The following is a 17,856-nucleotide window of genomic DNA, read 5'->3' as shown; positions in this document are numbered from 1 at the left end:
CCCGTGTGCGCAGGAAGGTGTCCGCATTAGGTGCAAAAAACCCTGGAGGCGTTGGATTTACTCGCTTACAGGGGTGGTTCTGGAAATCCCGCAGATAACTCGGGTGTCCTGATAGCGCAGAAAACCGGAGCAACGGTTCAAACGAGCGTTTTTTGACGAGACCCAATGAATTCAAGGGGTTGCGGAAGGCGCTCAGAGGTAGAAGTGTCCGCATTTCTGAGGTTTGCTGGCGTTCGGAAGCAACCCCGAGAGGCTGGAGGCCTTATGGGCTGGGGGTTGCGGGGGTTTAAGGGGTAGGAGTGTCCGTGATTCGCAACGGTTACACTCAGCGTCCGGGTCATGGGCAGGCATGGTTCTGAATACATAATTTAACATAATATGCATTATGCGCATCCTGGGATTTTCCTCTGAGGGACACCTAAGGTACATTTCCGTCTCTGGATTACCTCAAATACGTCCTTTCTCGCCACTCAAGCCAAGGATGCCACTTACTTATGGTCCACCACCCATCCGCAGACCAGATCATCGATCTTTACGATCGTCACGCGTCTACCTGGAACACCCTACGTGCCAACCACTTCATCGACCGCAAATGGATTGAACGCTTTGGTTCGCTGCTGCCGTCAGCCGCTAATGTCCTTGATCTGGGCTGTGGCTCTGGCCAACCTGTAGCGCGTTACCTGGTAGAAATCGGCGCATCTGTCGTGGGTGTAGATACGTCTGCGCACATGCTGGCGCTGTGTAGCGCGCAGTTGCCGGCGCAGGAATGGATTCATGCAGACATGCGCACGCTTGCGCTGAACCGCCAGTTCGATGCGATTTTAGCTTGGAATAGCTTTTTCCATCTGACGCCCGATGATCAGCGCCAGATGTTTTCGGTTTTCAGCCGCCACGCTGCGCCGGGTGCGTTGCTCATGTTTACAAGTGGGCCCTCACATGGCGAGGCATTGGGCGTATTTGAAAGCGAAACGCTGTATCACGCGAGCCTGGATCCGCAGGAATATGCCACGTTGCTTAAAAATCACGGGTTCGAGATACGGGAGCATGTCGTCGAAGACGCAGAATGTGGCGGTCATACTGTATGGCTTGGGCGTCGCCTACCCTGATTAATAGGCGATTCGGTAATAACTATGCTAAATATTGATTTAGTTTAGTTATATATCTGGCTGTTGGAGACCTCTCTCACCCTGCGTGGGCGTCCAAGCCGCGCTGCACATACCAAGACAGCGGTAGCGTCAGTAGCAGAGTCCCGGCTAGCGCCATCACCGCCAAAGGGACCCCGGTTAGGTCGCCAAGGCCACCGAACAACACCGGGGCAAGCGCCCCGCCGCCGATGGTGCCGGTGTAGAACAGCGAGAAGGCCTGCTCGCGTTTGCCTGCCCCCGCCAGGTCTGGCACCGCACCGTAAAGCACGGACGATGTACCGTTCAGCGCCAGCCCTAGCAGCGGCAGCGTCACCATCAACCCTCCATAGGGCAGGAACACGGCCAGCACGACCAGGCTGGCCGTGGTGAACTCGGTGATCCACACGGTCTTCATCATGCCGATGCGGGCCCCCAGGTAACCGCACAGCAACTTGCCGAAAGCGCCGCCAACGAAAAGCAGGGTCAGTGCCAGGCCGATACCCGCAGTGCCGGCGCCCTTTGCCTTGAGCAGGAACGGCAGGAAGGTCAGGAAACCCATACGGACCGCACTGTCCAGGGTACCCGTGAGAATCAGTGCTCGCAGGCCGCCCACCGAGCCCTGCCCCTGAACAGGCCTGGGCGCCTTTTGCTGCATGGCCAGGGTGGACGCGCGGGATGGCATCAGCCACCACAGCGCCAACGCGGCGGCCAGCCCCAGGAGGCCGATCAGGGACACGCTGGCGCGCCAGGTGATTACCGTCAGCAGTAGCCCCACCAAGCCGGGAATCAGGGTCTTGCCGATGTCCCCGGCGAAGTTGTACTGGGACAGCGCCTGCTTGACCCCGCCACCGGCCTCATGGGTGTCGGTGATGAGCGATGATGCCAGCGGGTGCTGGATACTCGCCCCCAGGCCGCCCAGCAACAGCGCCAGGAGCAGCACCCCTAGCCCCCCGGCCTGCCCCGCCAGCAGGTAGGCCAGCCCGGCCAGGGCAGTACCACCCACCAGCAGGCGCTCGCGCCCCCAACGTTTGGCGCCGCGGCTGGCCAGCAACTGGAAGCCGGCCATCATCCCGGAATACGCGCCGCGCAGCAGGCCGATCTGGGCGTAGCTCATTGCGAACTGCGATTGCCAGATCGGAAGCAGCACGTAGATCACGTCGGTCAGGCCATCATGCACCGCATGGGCACCGCACCCGGCCAATAGGGAGCGGCGACGCACTGACACATCAGCTGCAGGCAATGCCTTCGGTGAGGCGAAATGTTTCAGCTTATTCATCGTCGAGGCGTACTGCAAAGGTAAAGGGGGGCCAATTACGTACAGGATCGCACAAAGCATGATAGATGCCGTACAACCTTCCAGAAATAGAGTGACTCCGCGCAAGCTGTCCAAAAAACTTTCATTTTTTTGTTGATCTACTTTGCCCTGCCCTCGCCTATCATCACGCACAGAGCACCTTTGATCAGGGTTGCGCGCAGGCGCTCACCGGGTTGTTTCCAAGCCGGAACCTATTACTCAAAGCCGCAGTCTTTTGCCACAGATACCCCAGCGCTGGCCCCCAACCAGCCTCATCCCGGTGGCCCACTCGAGATCACGTCCTTGGAAAACCAAAGGCCCAACACCCCTCACCGTTCGCTTGACTGGTTGAACTTCTTCCTTGCCGATGTGCGCGATGGCCTGGGGCCGTACCTCGCCATCTACCTGCTTGCGGTGCATCAGTGGCAACCGGCAAGCATCGGCCTGGTGATGACCCTGGCCGGTGTCACCGCACTGCTCGCCCAGACGCCCGCTGGCGCATTGATCGACCGCACGCCGGCGAAGCGGGCGGTGGTGGTCATCGCGGCACTACTGGTAACCGGCAGTTGCCTGGTGTTGCCGTTCACTTCCTCCTTTACCTGGGTAGCGGTGACACAAACCATCAGTGCCTTGGCGGGCTCGGTGTTTGCGCCTGCGATCGCCGCCATCTCGCTCGGTATCACGGGGCCGAAGGCATTTACCCGGCGCGTCGGTCGTAACGAAACCTACAACCACGCGGGCAATGCATTTTCGGCGTTGTTGGCCGGTGGCCTGGCCTACCTGTATGGCCCTGTGGTGGTGTTCTACCTGATGGGTGTGTTGACCGTTGCCAGCATCTTTGCGGTCAGCCGTGTGCCGGCTGCCGCCATCGATCACCAAGTGGCCCGTGGCCTGACACATGCCGATAACGGCCAGGAAAGCCCTGCAGGCTTTGCGCTGCTATTGCACAACCGTACGCTGCTGCTGTTCGCGGTGTGCTGCGCGCTTTTCCACCTGGCCAACGCGGCCATGCTGCCGCTGGTGAGCCAGAAGCTGTCGCAAGTGGACTTGCGCCTGGCTACACCGCTGACGTCGGCGTGTATCGTTGCCGCACAACTGGTGATGGTGCCGATGGCACTGCTGGTGGGCGCCCGAGCCGAGCAGTGGGGGCGCAAGCCGTTTCTGCTGGCGGGTTTCCTGATTTTGCCGTTGCGCGGCGCCCTGTATACGTTCTCCGACAACCCGTTCTGGCTGGTGGGTGTGCAACTGCTGGACGGCATTGGCGCTGGTATTTTCGGCGCGCTGTTCCCCATCATCGTCAAGGACCTCACCGAAGGTACCGGCCGCTTCAATGTCAGCCTTGGCGCGCTGACGGCCGTGTTCGGGCTGGGTGCAGCGCTGAGCCCTGGGCTTGCCGGGCTGGTGGTGCAGTCCTCAGGGTATAATGCCGCGTTCCTGACACTGGCGGGGATCGCTGCAGTCGCGTTCCTGCTGGTACTGCTCGCGCTGCCGGAAACCAGCCCGCGCCGCAGCAGTGACACCCCTTCCCCCTCCATGCCCTCACCTGCCGGAAACTGAACCACCCATGCTTGCAAGCGAACATTCAATGATCATCTGGGCGGTGGCCGCTTTGGCCACTGCCGGTGTCATCCTGCGCCCCTTTCGCGTTCCCGAGTATGTCTGGGCGTTGGGTGGCGCGATCTTGCTCACCGTATTCGGGCTGATCAGCCCGCGCAGCGCCGTGGCCGCCGTGGCCAAGGGTGGCGATGTGTACCTGTTTCTAATCGGCATGATGGTGCTGGCCGAGCTGGCACGTCAGGAGGGCTTGTTTGACTGGCTGGCCCGCTATGCCGTCGGTCACGCCCGTGGGTCGGGCCAGCGGTTGTTCGACCTGGTGTTCCTGGTGGGTACGGTGGTTACCGTGTTTCTGTCCAATGATGCCACGGCGGTCGTGCTGACCCCGGCAGTGTACGCAGCGTGCAAGGCGGCCAAGGCCGAGCCTCTGCCGTACCTGTTCATCTGCGCCTTCATCGCCAACGCCGCCAGTTTCGTGCTGCCCATTTCCAACCCGGCCAACCTGGTGGTGTTCGGCAGCCAGATGCCGCCGCTGCTCGACTGGCTCCGGCAGTTTACCCTGCCCTCGCTGGCGGCCATCGTCATCACCTACCTGGTGCTGCGGGTCACCCAGCGCCGGCAAATCCGACAGCCACTGGCGCTGACGGTAGCCACTCACCCGCTGTCGGCGGGCGCGCGGTTGTGTGCTGTCGGCATCGTGCTGACTGCCAGCTTGCTGCTGGTGGCTTCAGCCCTGGACCTGCCGCTGGGCCTGCCCACCTTTGCCGCAGGTGTTGCCACCACTGCACTGATCCACCTCCGCCAGCGGCGCAGCCCCGTGCCTGTACTGCGGCACGTGGCGTGGGGCGTGCTGCCTCTGGTGGCCGGCCTGTTCGTGCTGGTAGAAGCCGTCGCGCAAACAGGTGTTATCGAATACCTAGCCCATGCGTTGTTGCACATGGAGCAAGGCTCGCAAGCCAAGGCAAGCTGGGTTGCCGGGGTGGGTGTGGCGCTGGCCAGCAACCTCATGAACAACCTGCCGACTGGCCTGATAGCAGGCTCCATGGGCGATATCGTGCAACTGCCCCAGCAGACCACTGCGGCCCTGCTGATCGGTGTGGACCTGGGGCCCAACCTGTCGATCACCGGCTCGCTCGCCACCTTGCTCTGGCTGGTGGCGATTCGCCGGGAGGGTGAGTCGGTGAGCGCCTGGCGCTTCCTGCGCCTGGGTGTGCTGGTGATGCCGCCCGCATTGGCTGCAGCACTGCTGTGCCTGACCCTCTGACGCCTCGCGGCGAACGTGGCCTGCCTTAAAGGGCGGGCCTAGCTGAGCATTCGCACCGCGCTGACTGCGTCACACGCCTTGTCCAGGTCTTGGCCTGATAGAAACTGGGCGTAGTGGTCCTTGAGTGCCCCTCCCCAGCTGGCGACCTCCTCCAGCACCTGCTCCGCCTCTTCCCGGCCCAATGCGAAGTGCGTGTGGTGGCTCAGCAGGTTCGCCCGGCTTATCTGGCTGCCCTCACGGCCAACAGCCATGGCCAGGGTTTTCGCCGGGCCTTCGTCAAGCATGGGTAGTACGTCATACAGCGGGGACAGGCGCCATTGCCCGCCCAGCCAGATCACCGCATGGTTGCGTGGGTGGTCGTCCGAGTTGCCCACCAGCGCGTTGTAGCACATGCGCTTGAACAGCTCCTGCAAATCGGCTGCTGGCACCCCGCGCCTGCGCATCTCATCGGCCACGCCTGCATAACGCCAGTCCTTGTGGTGCGGGCCGTTCCATTCCGAGTCGAGCAAGGTCAGCGCGCTGAGCATAGGGATACGCCTGGCGCCCTGGTCAATGGGCGTGCGGTCGAAGCGCTCCACCAGCAACGTGGAAGGATGCTCGGCGTGCAGTGCAGTGCGGGCGACATGCAGCCCCTTCTGCGCGGCGAATGTCATGCAGGCATGTTCGATAGTGGGCAAGTCGTAGTGATCGAAGCGGTCCCGTGGTTTGGCCAGAATCAGCATGCCTTTATCCTGCAAGGTGCGTTTGGGCCGCGCGCCCCCCAAGGCGGAACGCTGTTGCCGTACGCTCAGCGCCGCGATGGCTTCAGCGTTCAGCTGGCCGTCATACACCGCTTCACACGCAGTGATGAACCGTGCCAGGCCTTTCAGGCTAGGCACAGTCCCCTCGCCGATGCCTTCGGCCGGGGTATTGGCGCTGCCGGCCATCAGGTTGCCTACCCGGTCGTTGTTGGGGGACTTGAGCAGAAAATCCAGCGTGCTCAGCGCCTGGCCATACACCCGGTGCAGCAGCCGTTCGCCCCAGCCGTCAGGCATTGCATCATTGATGAAACCAGGGATACCCCGGTTGCGCGTGATGCCGGTGTAGGGCTCGGCCCGCAGCGGGTAGTTGATCGGGTCTGGCACCCAGTGGCCCTGGGCGACGTAATCTGGCGCATAGATGAACTCGCCGGCTTTGCCCTTGAGGGTCAGGCGGCCAAGCGTGACCACGCGCCCGGTGTCCGGATGCTGCATGTAGATGTAGGCGCGCTGCATCAGAAATCCTCCGCCTTGGGCTTGGCCAGGCGTACCCGTCTATTGGCCAGGCTCTGCGCACCTTCGGCGCTCTCGGTGAAGCGGGTGACCTGAGAGGCCTGCTCCAGGCCCTCAAGTGATGTGAAGACGACATCGCTGATGCCCAGCCGCCAGAGCACGAGCATGAATGACCGGAGGTCGACCTGTTCGGAACCGCTCTCGATCTTGCGCAGCGTATGCGCCGACACGCCAACCGCCGCTTTGATATCAGCCTGCCGCAGGCCAAGCGCCAGGCGGCGGGCCTTGACCAGCAGCCCGATTTTCCCAAGCGTATCCGCGCAGGCAACCGGAAAGAAATCCAGCATAACTGTCACCCTCGTCGACCTTATGGTGCACAAGGCTAACGCTGGCGTGCTTTAAAGGAAAGCAATGAATTAATAAGGTTAACCATGGTTAGCTTTATGCCGCATAAAACCTAGCTTGGTGAGCTTTAAAAGCTACTCCAAACCTCCAAAACGGCTGTAGAAACTTTCACTCACATCCGGCAACGGCCCGTCTGCCGTTTCCAGTGCAGTGTTCAACCACTGCTCAGCCTTGGCGAATACCAGCCGGTAAAGGTTGCGGCACAGCTGTCGGGCTGCCCTGCCTTCCCAGTCGCCTGGCAGCAGCTCATCCGGCAATTGCGGGTCGCGCAGCAGCAAACGACGGTACTCGTGAATCAGCAGCGTGCGCGCCAGGAAGCAGTCCTGGGGATTCAGCTCGGGCTGTTCCTTCAGGCTTTGCCACAACGGCCTGAACAGCTGGATGAACTCACTGTATTGCTGGCCAAGCTCTTCGATACGCCAGCTCTCGCGCACCTGGGCACGCATGGCCTTGGAGGCCAATACTTCCTGGGTGTGGGTTTCGAAGACAATGCTGTCATCCACGGCCTCCAGCTCACGCAACGTGCCCGCTAGGTCAGAACGTTCCGCACGCGGGCACCCGAGCAGGTTTGGTGCCATCAACCCGTAGCCCTGCCACTCCAGTTCCTCCCTGACCGCTTTGCGCTTGGCGGCGTCGAGCTGGGACAGCAACACCAGGGTCCAGGCGCCGTCCCACGCGGGTTGGCTGGGGCTGTATACCCGTTTGAACGCTTTTTCGAAGCGCCGCCGGCCGGTGCCGGTAAGGCTGTAATAGCTACGCCGACCAACCTTCTCGGCGGTCAGCCAGCCTTCTTTGGTAAGCCGGAAGATGGAGGTGCGGATTAGCCGCTCATTGATCCCGATGGGTTCCAGCAGGTTGATCAGGCTGCCCAGCCATACCGTGCCGCCATGGGGCTCGATGGCATCGCCGTACAGCGTGATGATCAACGAGCTGGCGCGGATTGGCGTCTGCTGCTGAAAGCGGGTGACCAGCGTGTTGAGGGGGGCAAGAGTGCTCATGGATGGACTGTGCGCAGATAAAGCCGTGACTATACCTGCGCTGCGGCCCGCGTGGCCATTGCGGGGGCTGGCAAGGCTCATGCCGGCCCCTGGCCTTTGGGGCGCAGCCCATCATCGGCCATGCGTGGGCGTTGCGCCTCAGCCTGGGCCAGCGGCGTGCATTCTACCAACCCCTGCATGCAACGCAGGGTCAGTTGCTGGTACTGCGCCGTGCCACGCTGCTTCCAGGCCAGTTCCTCGTCAGTCAGTGCACGCTTGACCTGCGCAGGTGAACCCATCACCAGGCTTTGCGCAGCACTCTGGAAGCCCGCCTTGACGAAAGCAGTGGCCGCCACGATGCAGCGTGGGCCGATACTGGCACCGTCCATCACCACCGCATTCATGCCAATCAGCGCATCCTCGCCCACCCGGCAGCCGTGCAGCACGGCGCCGTGGCCGACATGGCCGTTGCGTTCGATCACCGTATCGCCGCCCGGGAAACCATGCATCACGCAGGTGTCCTGCAGGTTGGCGCCCTCCTCCAGCACGATACGGCCAAAGTCACCGCGCAGCGAGGCCAGGGGGCCGACATAGCAACCGGCCCCGACTATCACGTCACCGATCAGCACCGCGCTGGGGTGCACATACGCACTGGGGTGGACGACCGGTGTAAGACCGTCAAGCCGATAACAAGGCATTGTAATCTCCCTAAAAAATTCGATACGTGAATCGATCTTGTATCACGTTTTAGAGTGCGTCAACGTCGAGATTTTCAGCGTGACTGCGGAGTCAAGCTCCGAATCAACGCCTTGAAGCCGCATATTCTGTCGATTAATTGAAGCGCACAAAGGATACATAAAATCAATTTTGAAGTTGATTGTCGGTATCGCATGTGACATATACTTGGTCACCGAGGCCGCCACCTGCGTGTGACGCCCCTGCAAACAACTCCAATAAAAGCCGGTGCCTTGACGCGCCGTGCGTGCAGCCCGAGGAACCCGACATGCCGCGATACCTTGACGTGCAGCCACCTGCAAACGGCGTCCAGTTGGTCACCCTGCAACGCCCAGACGCCCTGAACGCGTTGTGCACCGCACTACTGGCGGAACTTGCTGCCACCCTCGAAGCCGCTGCGCAGGATGATCAGGTGGCGGCCGTGGTCATCACAGGGAACCTCAAGGCCTTCGCTGCCGGCGCCGACATCGCGGAAATGGCTGAACGTGACCTGGTGGGCATGCTCGACGACCCCCGCATAGCCTATTGGCGCACCATCGCGGCATTCCCCAAGGCCTTGGTCGCTGCCGTCAACGGCTACGCCCTGGGTGGCGGCTGTGAGTTGGCCATGTGCGCAGACATCATCGTGGCAGGCAGTGATGCCCGCTTCGGCCAACCGGAGATCAACCTCGGGATCATGCCCGGTGCCGGTGGCACCCAACGCCTACTGCGCGCCGTCGGCAAGCCCCTGGCCATGCAAATGGTGCTCACCGGCGAGCCCATCAGCAGCCGGCATGCCCTGCAAGCCGGGCTTGTCAGTGAGGTCACACAGCCCGAATTCACCGTGGAGCGGGCCCTGCACATCGCCCGCACCATTGCCGCAAAGGCGCCCCTGGCTGTGCGCCTGGCCAAGCAGGCCCTCCTGCAGGCCGGCGACACCGACCTGGCCAGTGGCCTGCGCCTGGAACGCCAAGCCTTCACCGTGCTGGCGGGCACCGCCGACCGGGGCGAAGGCATCCGCGCCTTCCAGGAAAAACGCCAGCCGCACTTCCAGGGCCGCTGAAACACTACCCGCCACCGACGGAGCGAGTCTGTCATGTCTTTCCAGCACATTGTGTTTGCCATTGAGGACGGCGTAGCCCTTCTCTCCTTCAACCGCCCAGCGCAGCTCAACAGTTTCAACACGGCCATGCACCTGGAAGTGCGCGAAGCGCTCAAACAGGTGCGCCACAGCAGCGAGGCCCGGGTGTTGCTGCTGACTGGCGAAGGCCGCGCGTTCTGCGCTGGCCAGGACCTGTCCGACCGTAACGTGGCACCCGGGGCCGACATGCCTGACCTGGGTGAGTCCATCGACAGGTTCTACAACCCGTTGGTGCGCACCCTGCGCGACCTGCCCATGCCGGTAGTGTGCGCCGTGAACGGTGTCGCCGCCGGGGCCGGGGCCAATATCCCGCTGGCGTGCGACCTGGTACTGGCAGCCCGCTCAGCCAGTTTCATCCAGGCCTTCTGCAAGATAGGCCTGGTGCCAGACTCGGGCGGCACCTGGCTGCTGCCGCGGCTGGTCGGCATGGCACGGGCCAAGGCCCTGGCCATGCTGGGCGAACGCCTTGGCGCAGAGCAGGCCGAGCAGTGGGGCTTGATCCACCGCGTGGTGGATGATGCCGCGCTGCGTGACGAAGCGCTGGCCTTCGCCCGCCAGCTGGCCACCCAGCCCACCTACGGTCTGGCCCTGATCAAGCGCGGGCTCAATGCCAGTTTCGACAACGGGTTCGACGACCAGCTGCAGCTGGAGCGTGACCTGCAGCGCCTGGCCGGCCGCAGCGACGACTACCGTGAAGGGGTGAACGCGTTCATGAACAAACGCACCCCCGCGTTCAAGGGGCGCTGACATGAGCGTACTTTCTCGTGAAACCTACGTCGCCGTCATCGGTGCCGGGGCCATGGGCGCCGGCATCGCGCAGGTCGCGGCCCAGGCAGGCCACCCTGTGATGCTTTACGACACCCGCCCCGGCGCCGCAGCCGAGGGGCGGGCCGGTATCGACCGGCAATTGTCACGGCTGGTGGAAAAGGGCAAGTTGCAAGCGGCTGAGCGCGCCGTCATCTGCAACCGGTTGCACCCCGTCGACAGCCTGGAAGCGCTGGCCGATGCCGGCCTGGTGATCGAAGCGATCGTCGAGGACCTGCAGGTCAAGCAGACCTTGTTCCAGCAGCTGGAGTCGGTGTGCCGCAGCGACTGCATTCTCGCCAGCAATACCTCCTCCCTGTCCATCACCCGCCTGGCCTCCGGGCTGCAGCGCCCTGAGCAAGTGGTGGGCATGCACTTCTTCAACCCAGCCCCGCTGATGGCCCTGGTAGAGGTCGTTTCCGGCCTGGCCACCGCCCCGGATGTCGCCGCTGTCGTGCATGCCACGGCTCAAGCCTGGGGTAAACGCCCGGTGTATGCGCGCTCCACGCCAGGCTTCATCGTCAACCGGGTAGCACGGCCTTTTTATGCTGAAAGCCTGCGCCTGCTGCAGGAAGGTGCGGCTGACTGCGCCAGCCTCGATGCGGTGTTGCGCGAGGCCGGCGGCTTTCGCATGGGCGCCTTTGAACTCACCGACCTGATTGGGCATGACGTCAACTACGCCGTGACGTGCTCAGTGTTCGAGGCCTTCTATGGCGACCCTCGCTTTCAGCCATCCTTGGCGCAAAAAGAACTGGTGGATGCGGGCCGCCTGGGGCGCAAGAGCGGGCATGGCTTCTACAGCTACCACGAACAGGCCGAGCGCCCCCAACCCGCAGAACTGTGTAGCGATGCGCCTGTAAGAGCCTGCACCCTGGAAGGTCCCGCGGGCATCCTGCAGCCATTGATTGACCGCTTGCGCGCCGGTGGCGTAGCCGTCAACGGCCGCGCTGGCAGCGGCGTACTTCGGGTGGGCGATGCGACCCTGGCGCTGTCCGACGGGCGCCTGGCCAGCCAGCGCGCTCAAGAGGATGGCCTGCCGAACCTGGTATTGCTCGATCTTGCCTTCGACTATGCCACCGCCACCCGCCTTGCCATCAGCTGGTCGGGCGACACGTCTACCCAGGCGCTGGAGCAGGCCGTGGCATTGCTGCAGCGTGCGGGTTTGCGCGTGACGCCGGTGGCCGACCTGCCTGGGCTGGTGGTGCTGCGCACCGTTGCCATGCTGGCCAATGAAGCGGCCGATGCCGTGTTGCAAGGTGTTGGCACAGCAGCGGACATCGACCTGGCCATGCGTGCAGGCGTCAACTACCCGTGCGGGCCACTGGCATGGGCGTCGGCCATTGGCCTGGCCAACACCCTGCGGGTGCTCGAGAACCTGCAGCATGCCTATGGCGAAAGCCGTTACCGGCCCTCGCTGCTGCTGCGCCGTTGCACGGCCGAAGGAGGGTCTCTGCATGACTGATCACGAACTGGCGCAGGCCTGCGCCCAGGCCATGTACGCCCGCGACCCCGCCAGCCAGGGCCTGGGTATCCGCCTTGAAGCCGTTGCCCCCGGGCGTGTCACCGTCAGCATGGCGGTGCGGGCCGACATGATTCAGGGGCACGGCACCTGCCACGGCGGGTTCCTGTTCGCCCTGGCAGACTCGGCGTTCGCGTTCGCCTGCAACAGCCATGACCAGGCCACCGTAGCCTTGGGCTGCAGCATTGATTACCTGGCACCTGCGCTGCGCGATGACGTGCTCACCGCCAGCGCCGAGGAAGTCAGCCGCAAAGGCCGCACGGGCCTGTATCACGTGCGCATACACAACCAGCACGGAGCGCTGGTGGCGATGTTCCATGGCAAATCCTACAAAGTGCGCGGCACCGTGCTGGCGCAGGAGAGCGAAGATGAATGAACACATGCCCGGCGATGCCTTGATCATCGACGCCATCCGCACCCCCATCGGTCGCTACGGCGGGGCCCTGTGCGGGATCAGGGCCGATGACCTTGCCGCCATACCACTCAAGGCCCTGATGCAGCGGCACCCAGGGCTGGACTGGCACGCCGTCGACGATGTCATCCTCGGCTGCGCCAACCAGGCCGGCGAGGACAACCGCAACGTGGCGCACATGGCCAGCCTGCTGGCTGGCCTGCCGGTCGACGTACCGGGCACTACGCTGAACCGGCTGTGCGGCTCGGGCCTGGATGCCATTGGCAGCGCTGCGCGGGCTTTGCGCTGCGGGGAGGCCGGGCTGATGCTGGCAGGCGGTGTGGAGTCCATGTCGCGAGCGCCCTTCGTGATGGGTAAAGCCGAGCAAGCCTTTGGCCGTACAGCCGAACTGTACGACACCACCATCGGCTGGCGCTTCGTCAACCCGGCGCTCAAGCAGGTATACGGCACCGACTCGATGCCGGAGACCGCCGAGAACGTAGCCGATCAGTACGGCATTTCCCGCGCCGACCAGGATGCCTTCGCCCTGCGCAGCCAGCAAAAAGCCGCCGCCGCCCAGGCCCGCGGGCGCCTGGCACAGGAAATCGTGCCGGTCGAGGTTGCCCGGCGCAAAGGCCCGGCCCTGGTGGTAGAGCATGACGAACACGTGCGTGCCGAAACCACGCTCGAGCAGCTTGCTCGCCTTGGTACGCCGTTTCGCGAAGGCGGCACCGTCACGGCGGGCAATGCCTCGGGGGTCAACGACGGCGCCTGCGCGTTGCTGTTGGCCAGCCCCTCGGCGGCGCGCCGTCATGGGCTGAAGGCCCGTGGCCGTATCGTCGGCATGGCTGTCGCCGGCGTCGAGCCCAGGCTGATGGGCATCGGCCCGGTGCCCGCGACCCGCAAGGTACTCGAACTGACCGGCCTGGCACTGGCAAGCATGGACGTCATCGAGCTCAACGAAGCGTTCGCTGCGCAGGGGCTGGCCGTGCTGCGCGAACTGGGCGTGGCAGACGACGACCCACGGGTCAACCGCAACGGCGGCGCCATTGCCCTCGGGCATCCGTTGGGGATGAGCGGTGCGCGGCTGGTGACCACGGCCCTGCACGAGCTTGAAGAAACCGCCGGGCGCTATGCCCTGTGCACCATGTGCATCGGGGTGGGCCAAGGCATCGCGATGGTCATCGAGCGCCTCTGAGCGCCCTGCGCCATCGCCGTATTACCTAGCGGCGCGCAGCCCTATATGCTGCGTTTATTGCACTCACCGCCCAGTGCCCTGACCGAGGCCACGGCGTACAACAACAATTCGAGTGAAACCATGAACATGTACCATGATGCCGATCGTGCCCTGCTGGACCCGCTGGAAACCGCCAGTGTTGATGCCTTGCGCCAGCACCAGCTGACGCAGTTGCGCTGGAGCCTGAAGCACGCCTACGACAATGTCCCGTTGTACCGCCAGCGCTTTGCCGAATGCGGTGCTCACCCCGATGACCTGCGTTGCCTGGAAGACCTGGCGAAGTTCCCCTTCACCGGCAAAAGCGATCTGCGTGACAACTACCCCTACGGTATGTTCGCGGTGCCTCAGGAAGAGGTGGTGCGCCTGCATGCTTCCAGCGGCACCACCGGCAAGCCTACGGTAGTGGGCTACACCCAGAACGACATCGACACCTGGGCCAACGTGGTGGCCCGCTCCATCCGCGCCGCGGGTGGGCGCAAGGGTGACAAGGTTCACGTGTCCTACGGTTACGGCCTGTTCACCGGCGGGCTCGGCGCCCACTACGGGGCCGAGCGCCTGGGCTGCACGGTGATCCCCATGTCGGGCGGGCAAACCGAGAAGCAGGTACAGCTGATTCGCGACTTCCAGCCCGACATCATCATGGTCACGCCGTCCTACATGCTCAACCTGGCCGACGAGATCGAGCGCCAGGGTATCGACCCGCACGCCCTGAAGCTGCGCCTGGGCATTTTCGGCGCCGAGCCATGGACCGACGAACTGCGCCGGTCCATTGAACAGCGCCTGGGTATTCAGGCGCTGGACATCTATGGCCTCTCCGAAATCATGGGCCCCGGGGTGGCGATGGAATGCATCGAGACCAAGGATGGCCCGACCATTTGGGAAGACCACTTCTACCCCGAGATCATCGACCCGGTCACCGGTGCAGTGCTGCCTGACGGGCAGTTGGGCGAGCTGGTGTTCACCTCGCTGAGCAAGGAAGCCCTGCCCATGGTGCGCTACCGCACCCGCGACCTCACCCGGCTGCTACCCGGCACTGCCAGGCCGATGCGGCGCATCGGCAAGATCACTGGCCGCAGCGACGACATGCTCATCATCCGGGGGGTGAACGTATTCCCCACGCAGATCGAGGAGCAGGTGCTGAAAATAAAACAACTTTCAGAGATGTATGAAATACACCTGTATCGCAATGGCAACCTGGACAGTGTCGAGGTGCACGTTGAGCTGCGCGCAGAATGCCAGCACCTCGACGACAGCCAGCGCACGTTGCTCACGGCCGAACTGGCGCGGCAGGTCAAGACCTACATCGGCATCAGCACCCAGGTGCGGTTGCAGCCCTGCGGAACGCTCAAGCGTTCAGAGGGCAAGGCTTGCCACGTTTTTGACAAGCGGCTTGCCAGCTGACTAATCCAGCTGCCCATGAGCCCCGGCCAGTCCGGGGCTTTTTTTTGCACGTCGTGCGCCCTGTGAGGCGGGCCTGCCCGCGAAAAGACCTAAACCGATACAAAAATCTCATTCGATACAGCATAAACTGTTTGACGATGTATTATGTATCGCTTACAAATGACGCATGCCCCAGCAGGAGTCGCCCCCATGTACGCACAGCTAGTGGAAACCGGCGTCAAGCACGTCAAGGCCCTGGAAGAAATGTCCCCAGAAGAGCGGCATTTCCAGGAAAAGATCGACGCTGAAATCAAGATCGAGGCCAAGAACTGGATGCCCGAGGCCTACCGCCAAACGCTCATCCGGCAGATCTCGCAGCACGCCCACTCAGAAATCGTCGGCATGCTCCCCGAAGGCAACTGGGTCACCCGCGCCCCCAGCCTCAAGCGCAAGCTGCAACTGATGGCCAAGATCCAGGACGAAGCCGGCCACGGGCTCTACCTGTACAGCGCCATGGAAACCCTGGGGGCCGACCGCGATGATGAAATCGCCAAGCTGCACAGCGGCAAGGCCAAGTACTCCAGCATCTTCAACTACCCCACCCTCAGCTGGGCCGACATGGGCGCTGTGGGCTGGCTGGTGGACGGCGCTGCCATCGTCAACCAGGTGGTGCTGCAACGCACCTCCTATGGCCCCTACGCCCGGGCCATGGTGCGCATCTGCAAGGAAGAAAGCTTTCACCAGCGCCAGGGCTACGAAATCCTCCTGACCATGATGCGCCAGGGCACCCAGGCTCAAAGGGACATGGTGCAGGACGCCATCAACCGCCTGTGGTGGCCGGCCCTGATGATGTTCGGCCCAAGCGACGAGCATTCGCCCAACAGCGCCCAGTCCATGGCCTGGAAAATCAAACGCCAGACCAACGACGAGCTGCGCCAGCGCTTCATCGACCAGACCGTGCCGCAACTCGAACTGCTGGGCTGCACCGCCCCGGACCCGCACCTGAAATGGAACGCCGAGCGCGGCCATTACGACTTTGGCGACATCCAGTGGGACGAATTCTACGAGGTGATCAAGGGCAATGGCCCCTGCAACCAGGAACGTGTGGCCACCCGGCGGCAAGCCATCGAAGGCGGCGCCTGGGTACGCGAGGCCGCGGTGGCCTATGCGCGCAAGCAGCAGAACAAGAACGCCGCCTGAGCGGCGAATGATGCGGAGATCGAAAATGTCTGTCTGGACCCTCTACGAAGTGTTCGTGCGCAGCAAGCACGGGCTGAACCACAAGCATGTGGGCAGCGTGCACGCCGCCGATGCGGCCATGGCCATGGAAAACGCCCGCGAGCTGTACACCCGTCGCAGTGAAGGCGTCAGCCTGTGGGTAGTGCCTTCGGCCTTGATCACCGCCTCTGCGGCGGATGAAAAGGACCCGCTGTTCGCCCCCGCCGATGACAAGGTGTACCGCCATGCCAGCTTCTATGAGCTGCCCGATGAAGTGGGGCACATGTGAGGTCGGCCATGCATACACACCCCCTGATTCCCTACTTGCTGCTGCTGGGCGACAGTGCCCTGGTGCAGGGCCAACGGCTGTGCGAATGGTGCGGGCGGGCACCGGCCATCGAGGAAGAACTCGCGCTGATGAATGTCGGCCTCGACCTGGTGGGCCAGGCCCGCAACTGGCTGGACTACGCCGCCGAGCTGCTGGGCGACGGTCGCGATGCCGATGACCTGGCCATGCGCCGCGACGAGCGCGCATACCGCAACCTGCTGCTGGTCGAGCAGCCCAATGGTGACTTCGCCGTCACCATGACCCGGCAGTTTTTTTACGACGCCTGGCACCATGCCGTGCTGCAGGGCCTGGCGGGCTCCAGCGATGCACGTGTCGCCGGCATCGCGGCGAAGGCACTGAAAGAGGCGACCTACCACCTGCGCCGTTCCAGTGAATGGGTGCAGCGCCTGGGCGGCGGCACCGATGAAAGCCGCCGGCGCATGCTGGCCGCCATCACGCTGCTGTGGCGCTTCACCGTCGAATTGACCGCAGGCAGTGATGACGAAGTGCAGCTTGCCGAAGCGGGCGTGGCCGCAGACCCGGTGGCCGTGGCAAATGCCTGGCGCGAGCAGGTGGCCGCCACCTTCGCCGCCGTGGAGCTGCCCGTGCCCCAGCCTGCCAGCCATTTTTACCTGGATGGGCGCAAAGGCCTGCACACCGAGCACCTGGGCCTGTTGCTGGCCGAGATGCAGTTCCTGCCGAGGGCCTACCCCGATGCAACCTGGTGAGCTGATAGCCGGTGACCGCGGCGCCCGGGCCCTGCGCGAGGGCGACCTGGCCCGTGCCTGGGGCGTACTGGCACAGGTCATGGACCCGGAGGTACCGGTTGTCAGCGTGGTGGACCTGGGCGTGGTGCGGGATGTGGCCTGGCGTGACGGGCACCTGCACCTGGTCGTGACCCCCACCTACTCCGGCTGCCCGGCCACCGAAGTGATCGAAGGCGATATCCGCCAGGCACTGGAGCAGGCCGGGTTTAGTGCACCTGCGCTGGAGCGGCGCCTGACCCCGGCCTGGAGCAGCGACTGGATCAGCGAGCTGGGCCGCCAGCGCCTGCACGCCTATGGCATTGCCCCGCCCGAAGGCAGCACCAGCAAGGCCAGTTTGTTGGGCAAGCCGCCCGAGGTGCGCTGCCCGCAATGCGGCAGCGCCCATACCGAGCTGCTCAGCCAGTTCGGTTCCACGGCCTGCAAGGCGCTGTATCGCTGCCGCGCGTGCCTGGAGCCATTCGACTATTTCAAATGCATTTGAGCCGTGGA

Annotated in this window: 18 protein-coding genes; 13 read left to right on the top strand and 5 right to left on the bottom strand. The window is 63.6% G+C overall.

Features of this window, described 5'->3' with window-relative positions:
* The first annotated feature begins 494 nt into the window (after window positions 1-494).
* Window positions 495-1,106 carry a class I SAM-dependent methyltransferase gene (locus tag APH25_RS22245; protein ID WP_060483416.1) on the top strand — a complete coding sequence of 204 codons (612 nt, stop codon included), beginning with the start codon at window positions 495-497 and terminating at the stop codon, window positions 1,104-1,106.
* A 76-nt stretch (window positions 1,107-1,182) separates the two neighbouring features.
* Here the strand turns inward: APH25_RS22245 and APH25_RS22240 are convergent, their stop codons facing one another.
* Window positions 1,183-2,400 (bottom strand): MFS transporter, encoded by a 1,218-nt coding sequence (locus tag APH25_RS22240; RefSeq protein WP_060483415.1) that lies wholly within the window; start codon window positions 2,398-2,400, stop codon window positions 1,183-1,185.
* Window positions 2,401-2,721: 321 nt separating this feature from the next.
* Here APH25_RS22240 and APH25_RS22235 point away from each other — a divergent pair, with 321 nt between their 5' ends.
* Together APH25_RS22235 and APH25_RS22230 are read left to right on the top strand one after the other, a co-directional pair.
* Window positions 2,722-3,975, top strand: a complete 1,254-nt coding sequence (locus APH25_RS22235) for an MFS transporter (RefSeq protein ID WP_028633981.1) — start codon at window positions 2,722-2,724, stop codon at window positions 3,973-3,975.
* A 7-nt stretch (window positions 3,976-3,982) separates the two neighbouring features.
* The gene (locus APH25_RS22230; RefSeq protein WP_060483414.1) at window positions 3,983-5,236 is read left to right on the top strand and encodes an arsenic transporter; all 1,254 of its coding nucleotides are present in this window, start codon (window positions 3,983-3,985) and stop codon (window positions 5,234-5,236) included.
* Window positions 5,237-5,274: 38 nt separating this feature from the next.
* Here APH25_RS22230 and APH25_RS22225 read toward each other — a convergent pair whose 3' ends face one another.
* The 4 genes from APH25_RS22225 to paaY form a co-directional block, all read right to left on the bottom strand.
* Window positions 5,275-6,489 (bottom strand): type II toxin-antitoxin system HipA family toxin, encoded by a 1,215-nt coding sequence (locus tag APH25_RS22225; protein WP_060483413.1) that lies wholly within the window; start codon window positions 6,487-6,489, stop codon window positions 5,275-5,277.
* Window positions 6,489-6,833, bottom strand: a complete 345-nt coding sequence (locus tag APH25_RS22220; RefSeq protein ID WP_060483412.1) for a helix-turn-helix domain-containing protein — start codon at window positions 6,831-6,833, stop codon at window positions 6,489-6,491. Before APH25_RS22220 ends, APH25_RS22225 begins: the two co-directional genes overlap by 1 nt.
* 132 nt (window positions 6,834-6,965) lie before the next feature.
* The gene (paaX, locus tag APH25_RS22215) at window positions 6,966-7,889 is read right to left on the bottom strand and encodes a phenylacetic acid degradation operon negative regulatory protein PaaX (protein ID WP_177331217.1); all 924 of its coding nucleotides are present in this window, start codon (window positions 7,887-7,889) and stop codon (window positions 6,966-6,968) included.
* Window positions 7,890-7,966: 77 nt separating this feature from the next.
* Complete coding sequence (gene paaY / locus APH25_RS22210) at window positions 7,967-8,566, bottom strand: phenylacetic acid degradation protein PaaY (protein WP_060483410.1); 600 nt, start codon at window positions 8,564-8,566, stop codon at window positions 7,967-7,969.
* Window positions 8,567-8,871: 305 nt separating this feature from the next.
* On the opposite strand from paaY, the gene paaF reads away from it, so the two are divergent.
* The 10 genes from paaF (at window position 8,872) to paaD (ending at window position 17,848) form a co-directional block, all read left to right on the top strand.
* A complete protein-coding gene (paaF, locus tag APH25_RS22205) occupies window positions 8,872-9,645 on the top strand; it encodes a 2,3-dehydroadipyl-CoA hydratase PaaF (RefSeq protein ID WP_060483409.1) in 774 nt (257 codons plus the stop codon).
* Window positions 9,646-9,678: 33 nt separating this feature from the next.
* Window positions 9,679-10,470, top strand: a complete 792-nt coding sequence (paaG, locus tag APH25_RS22200; RefSeq protein WP_060483408.1) for a 2-(1,2-epoxy-1,2-dihydrophenyl)acetyl-CoA isomerase PaaG — start codon at window positions 9,679-9,681, stop codon at window positions 10,468-10,470.
* A 1-nt stretch (window position 10,471) separates the two neighbouring features.
* Window positions 10,472-11,989: a 3-hydroxyacyl-CoA dehydrogenase PaaH gene (paaH, locus tag APH25_RS22195; protein WP_060483407.1), complete on the top strand. Its 1,518-nt coding sequence runs from the start codon at window positions 10,472-10,474 to the stop codon at window positions 11,987-11,989.
* Window positions 11,982-12,422, top strand: a complete 441-nt coding sequence (paaI, locus tag APH25_RS22190) for a hydroxyphenylacetyl-CoA thioesterase PaaI (RefSeq protein ID WP_060483406.1) — start codon at window positions 11,982-11,984, stop codon at window positions 12,420-12,422. Before paaH ends, paaI begins: the two co-directional genes overlap by 8 nt.
* Complete coding sequence (pcaF, locus tag APH25_RS22185) at window positions 12,415-13,635, top strand: 3-oxoadipyl-CoA thiolase (protein ID WP_060483405.1); 1,221 nt, start codon at window positions 12,415-12,417, stop codon at window positions 13,633-13,635. The genes paaI and pcaF overlap by 8 nt, the downstream gene beginning before the upstream one ends.
* A gap of 120 nt (window positions 13,636-13,755) precedes the next feature.
* Window positions 13,756-15,075: a phenylacetate--CoA ligase PaaK gene (paaK, locus tag APH25_RS22180; RefSeq protein ID WP_028633992.1), complete on the top strand. Its 1,320-nt coding sequence runs from the start codon at window positions 13,756-13,758 to the stop codon at window positions 15,073-15,075.
* A 189-nt stretch (window positions 15,076-15,264) separates the two neighbouring features.
* Window positions 15,265-16,254 (top strand): 1,2-phenylacetyl-CoA epoxidase subunit PaaA, encoded by a 990-nt coding sequence (gene paaA, locus APH25_RS22175; protein ID WP_028633993.1) that lies wholly within the window; start codon window positions 15,265-15,267, stop codon window positions 16,252-16,254.
* Between the two features lie 25 nt (window positions 16,255-16,279).
* Window positions 16,280-16,561: a 1,2-phenylacetyl-CoA epoxidase subunit PaaB gene (gene paaB / locus APH25_RS22170; protein ID WP_028633994.1), complete on the top strand. Its 282-nt coding sequence runs from the start codon at window positions 16,280-16,282 to the stop codon at window positions 16,559-16,561.
* 8 nt (window positions 16,562-16,569) lie between these two features.
* Window positions 16,570-17,328 (top strand): 1,2-phenylacetyl-CoA epoxidase subunit PaaC, encoded by a 759-nt coding sequence (paaC, locus tag APH25_RS22165; RefSeq protein WP_060483404.1) that lies wholly within the window; start codon window positions 16,570-16,572, stop codon window positions 17,326-17,328.
* On the top strand, window positions 17,315-17,848 hold the full coding sequence (paaD, locus tag APH25_RS22160; protein WP_028633996.1) for a 1,2-phenylacetyl-CoA epoxidase subunit PaaD: 534 nt from the start codon (window positions 17,315-17,317) through the stop codon (window positions 17,846-17,848). The genes paaC and paaD overlap by 14 nt, the downstream gene beginning before the upstream one ends.
* Window positions 17,849-17,856: the final 8 nt, after the last annotated feature.

This window comes from Pseudomonas sp. NBRC 111119 (assembly GCF_001320125.1).
GTDB lineage: Bacteria > Pseudomonadota > Gammaproteobacteria > Pseudomonadales > Pseudomonadaceae > Aquipseudomonas > Aquipseudomonas parafulva.
The sequence above is the reverse complement of the archived record's forward strand: the minus strand, read 5'-3'. Positions and strand labels throughout refer to the sequence as shown.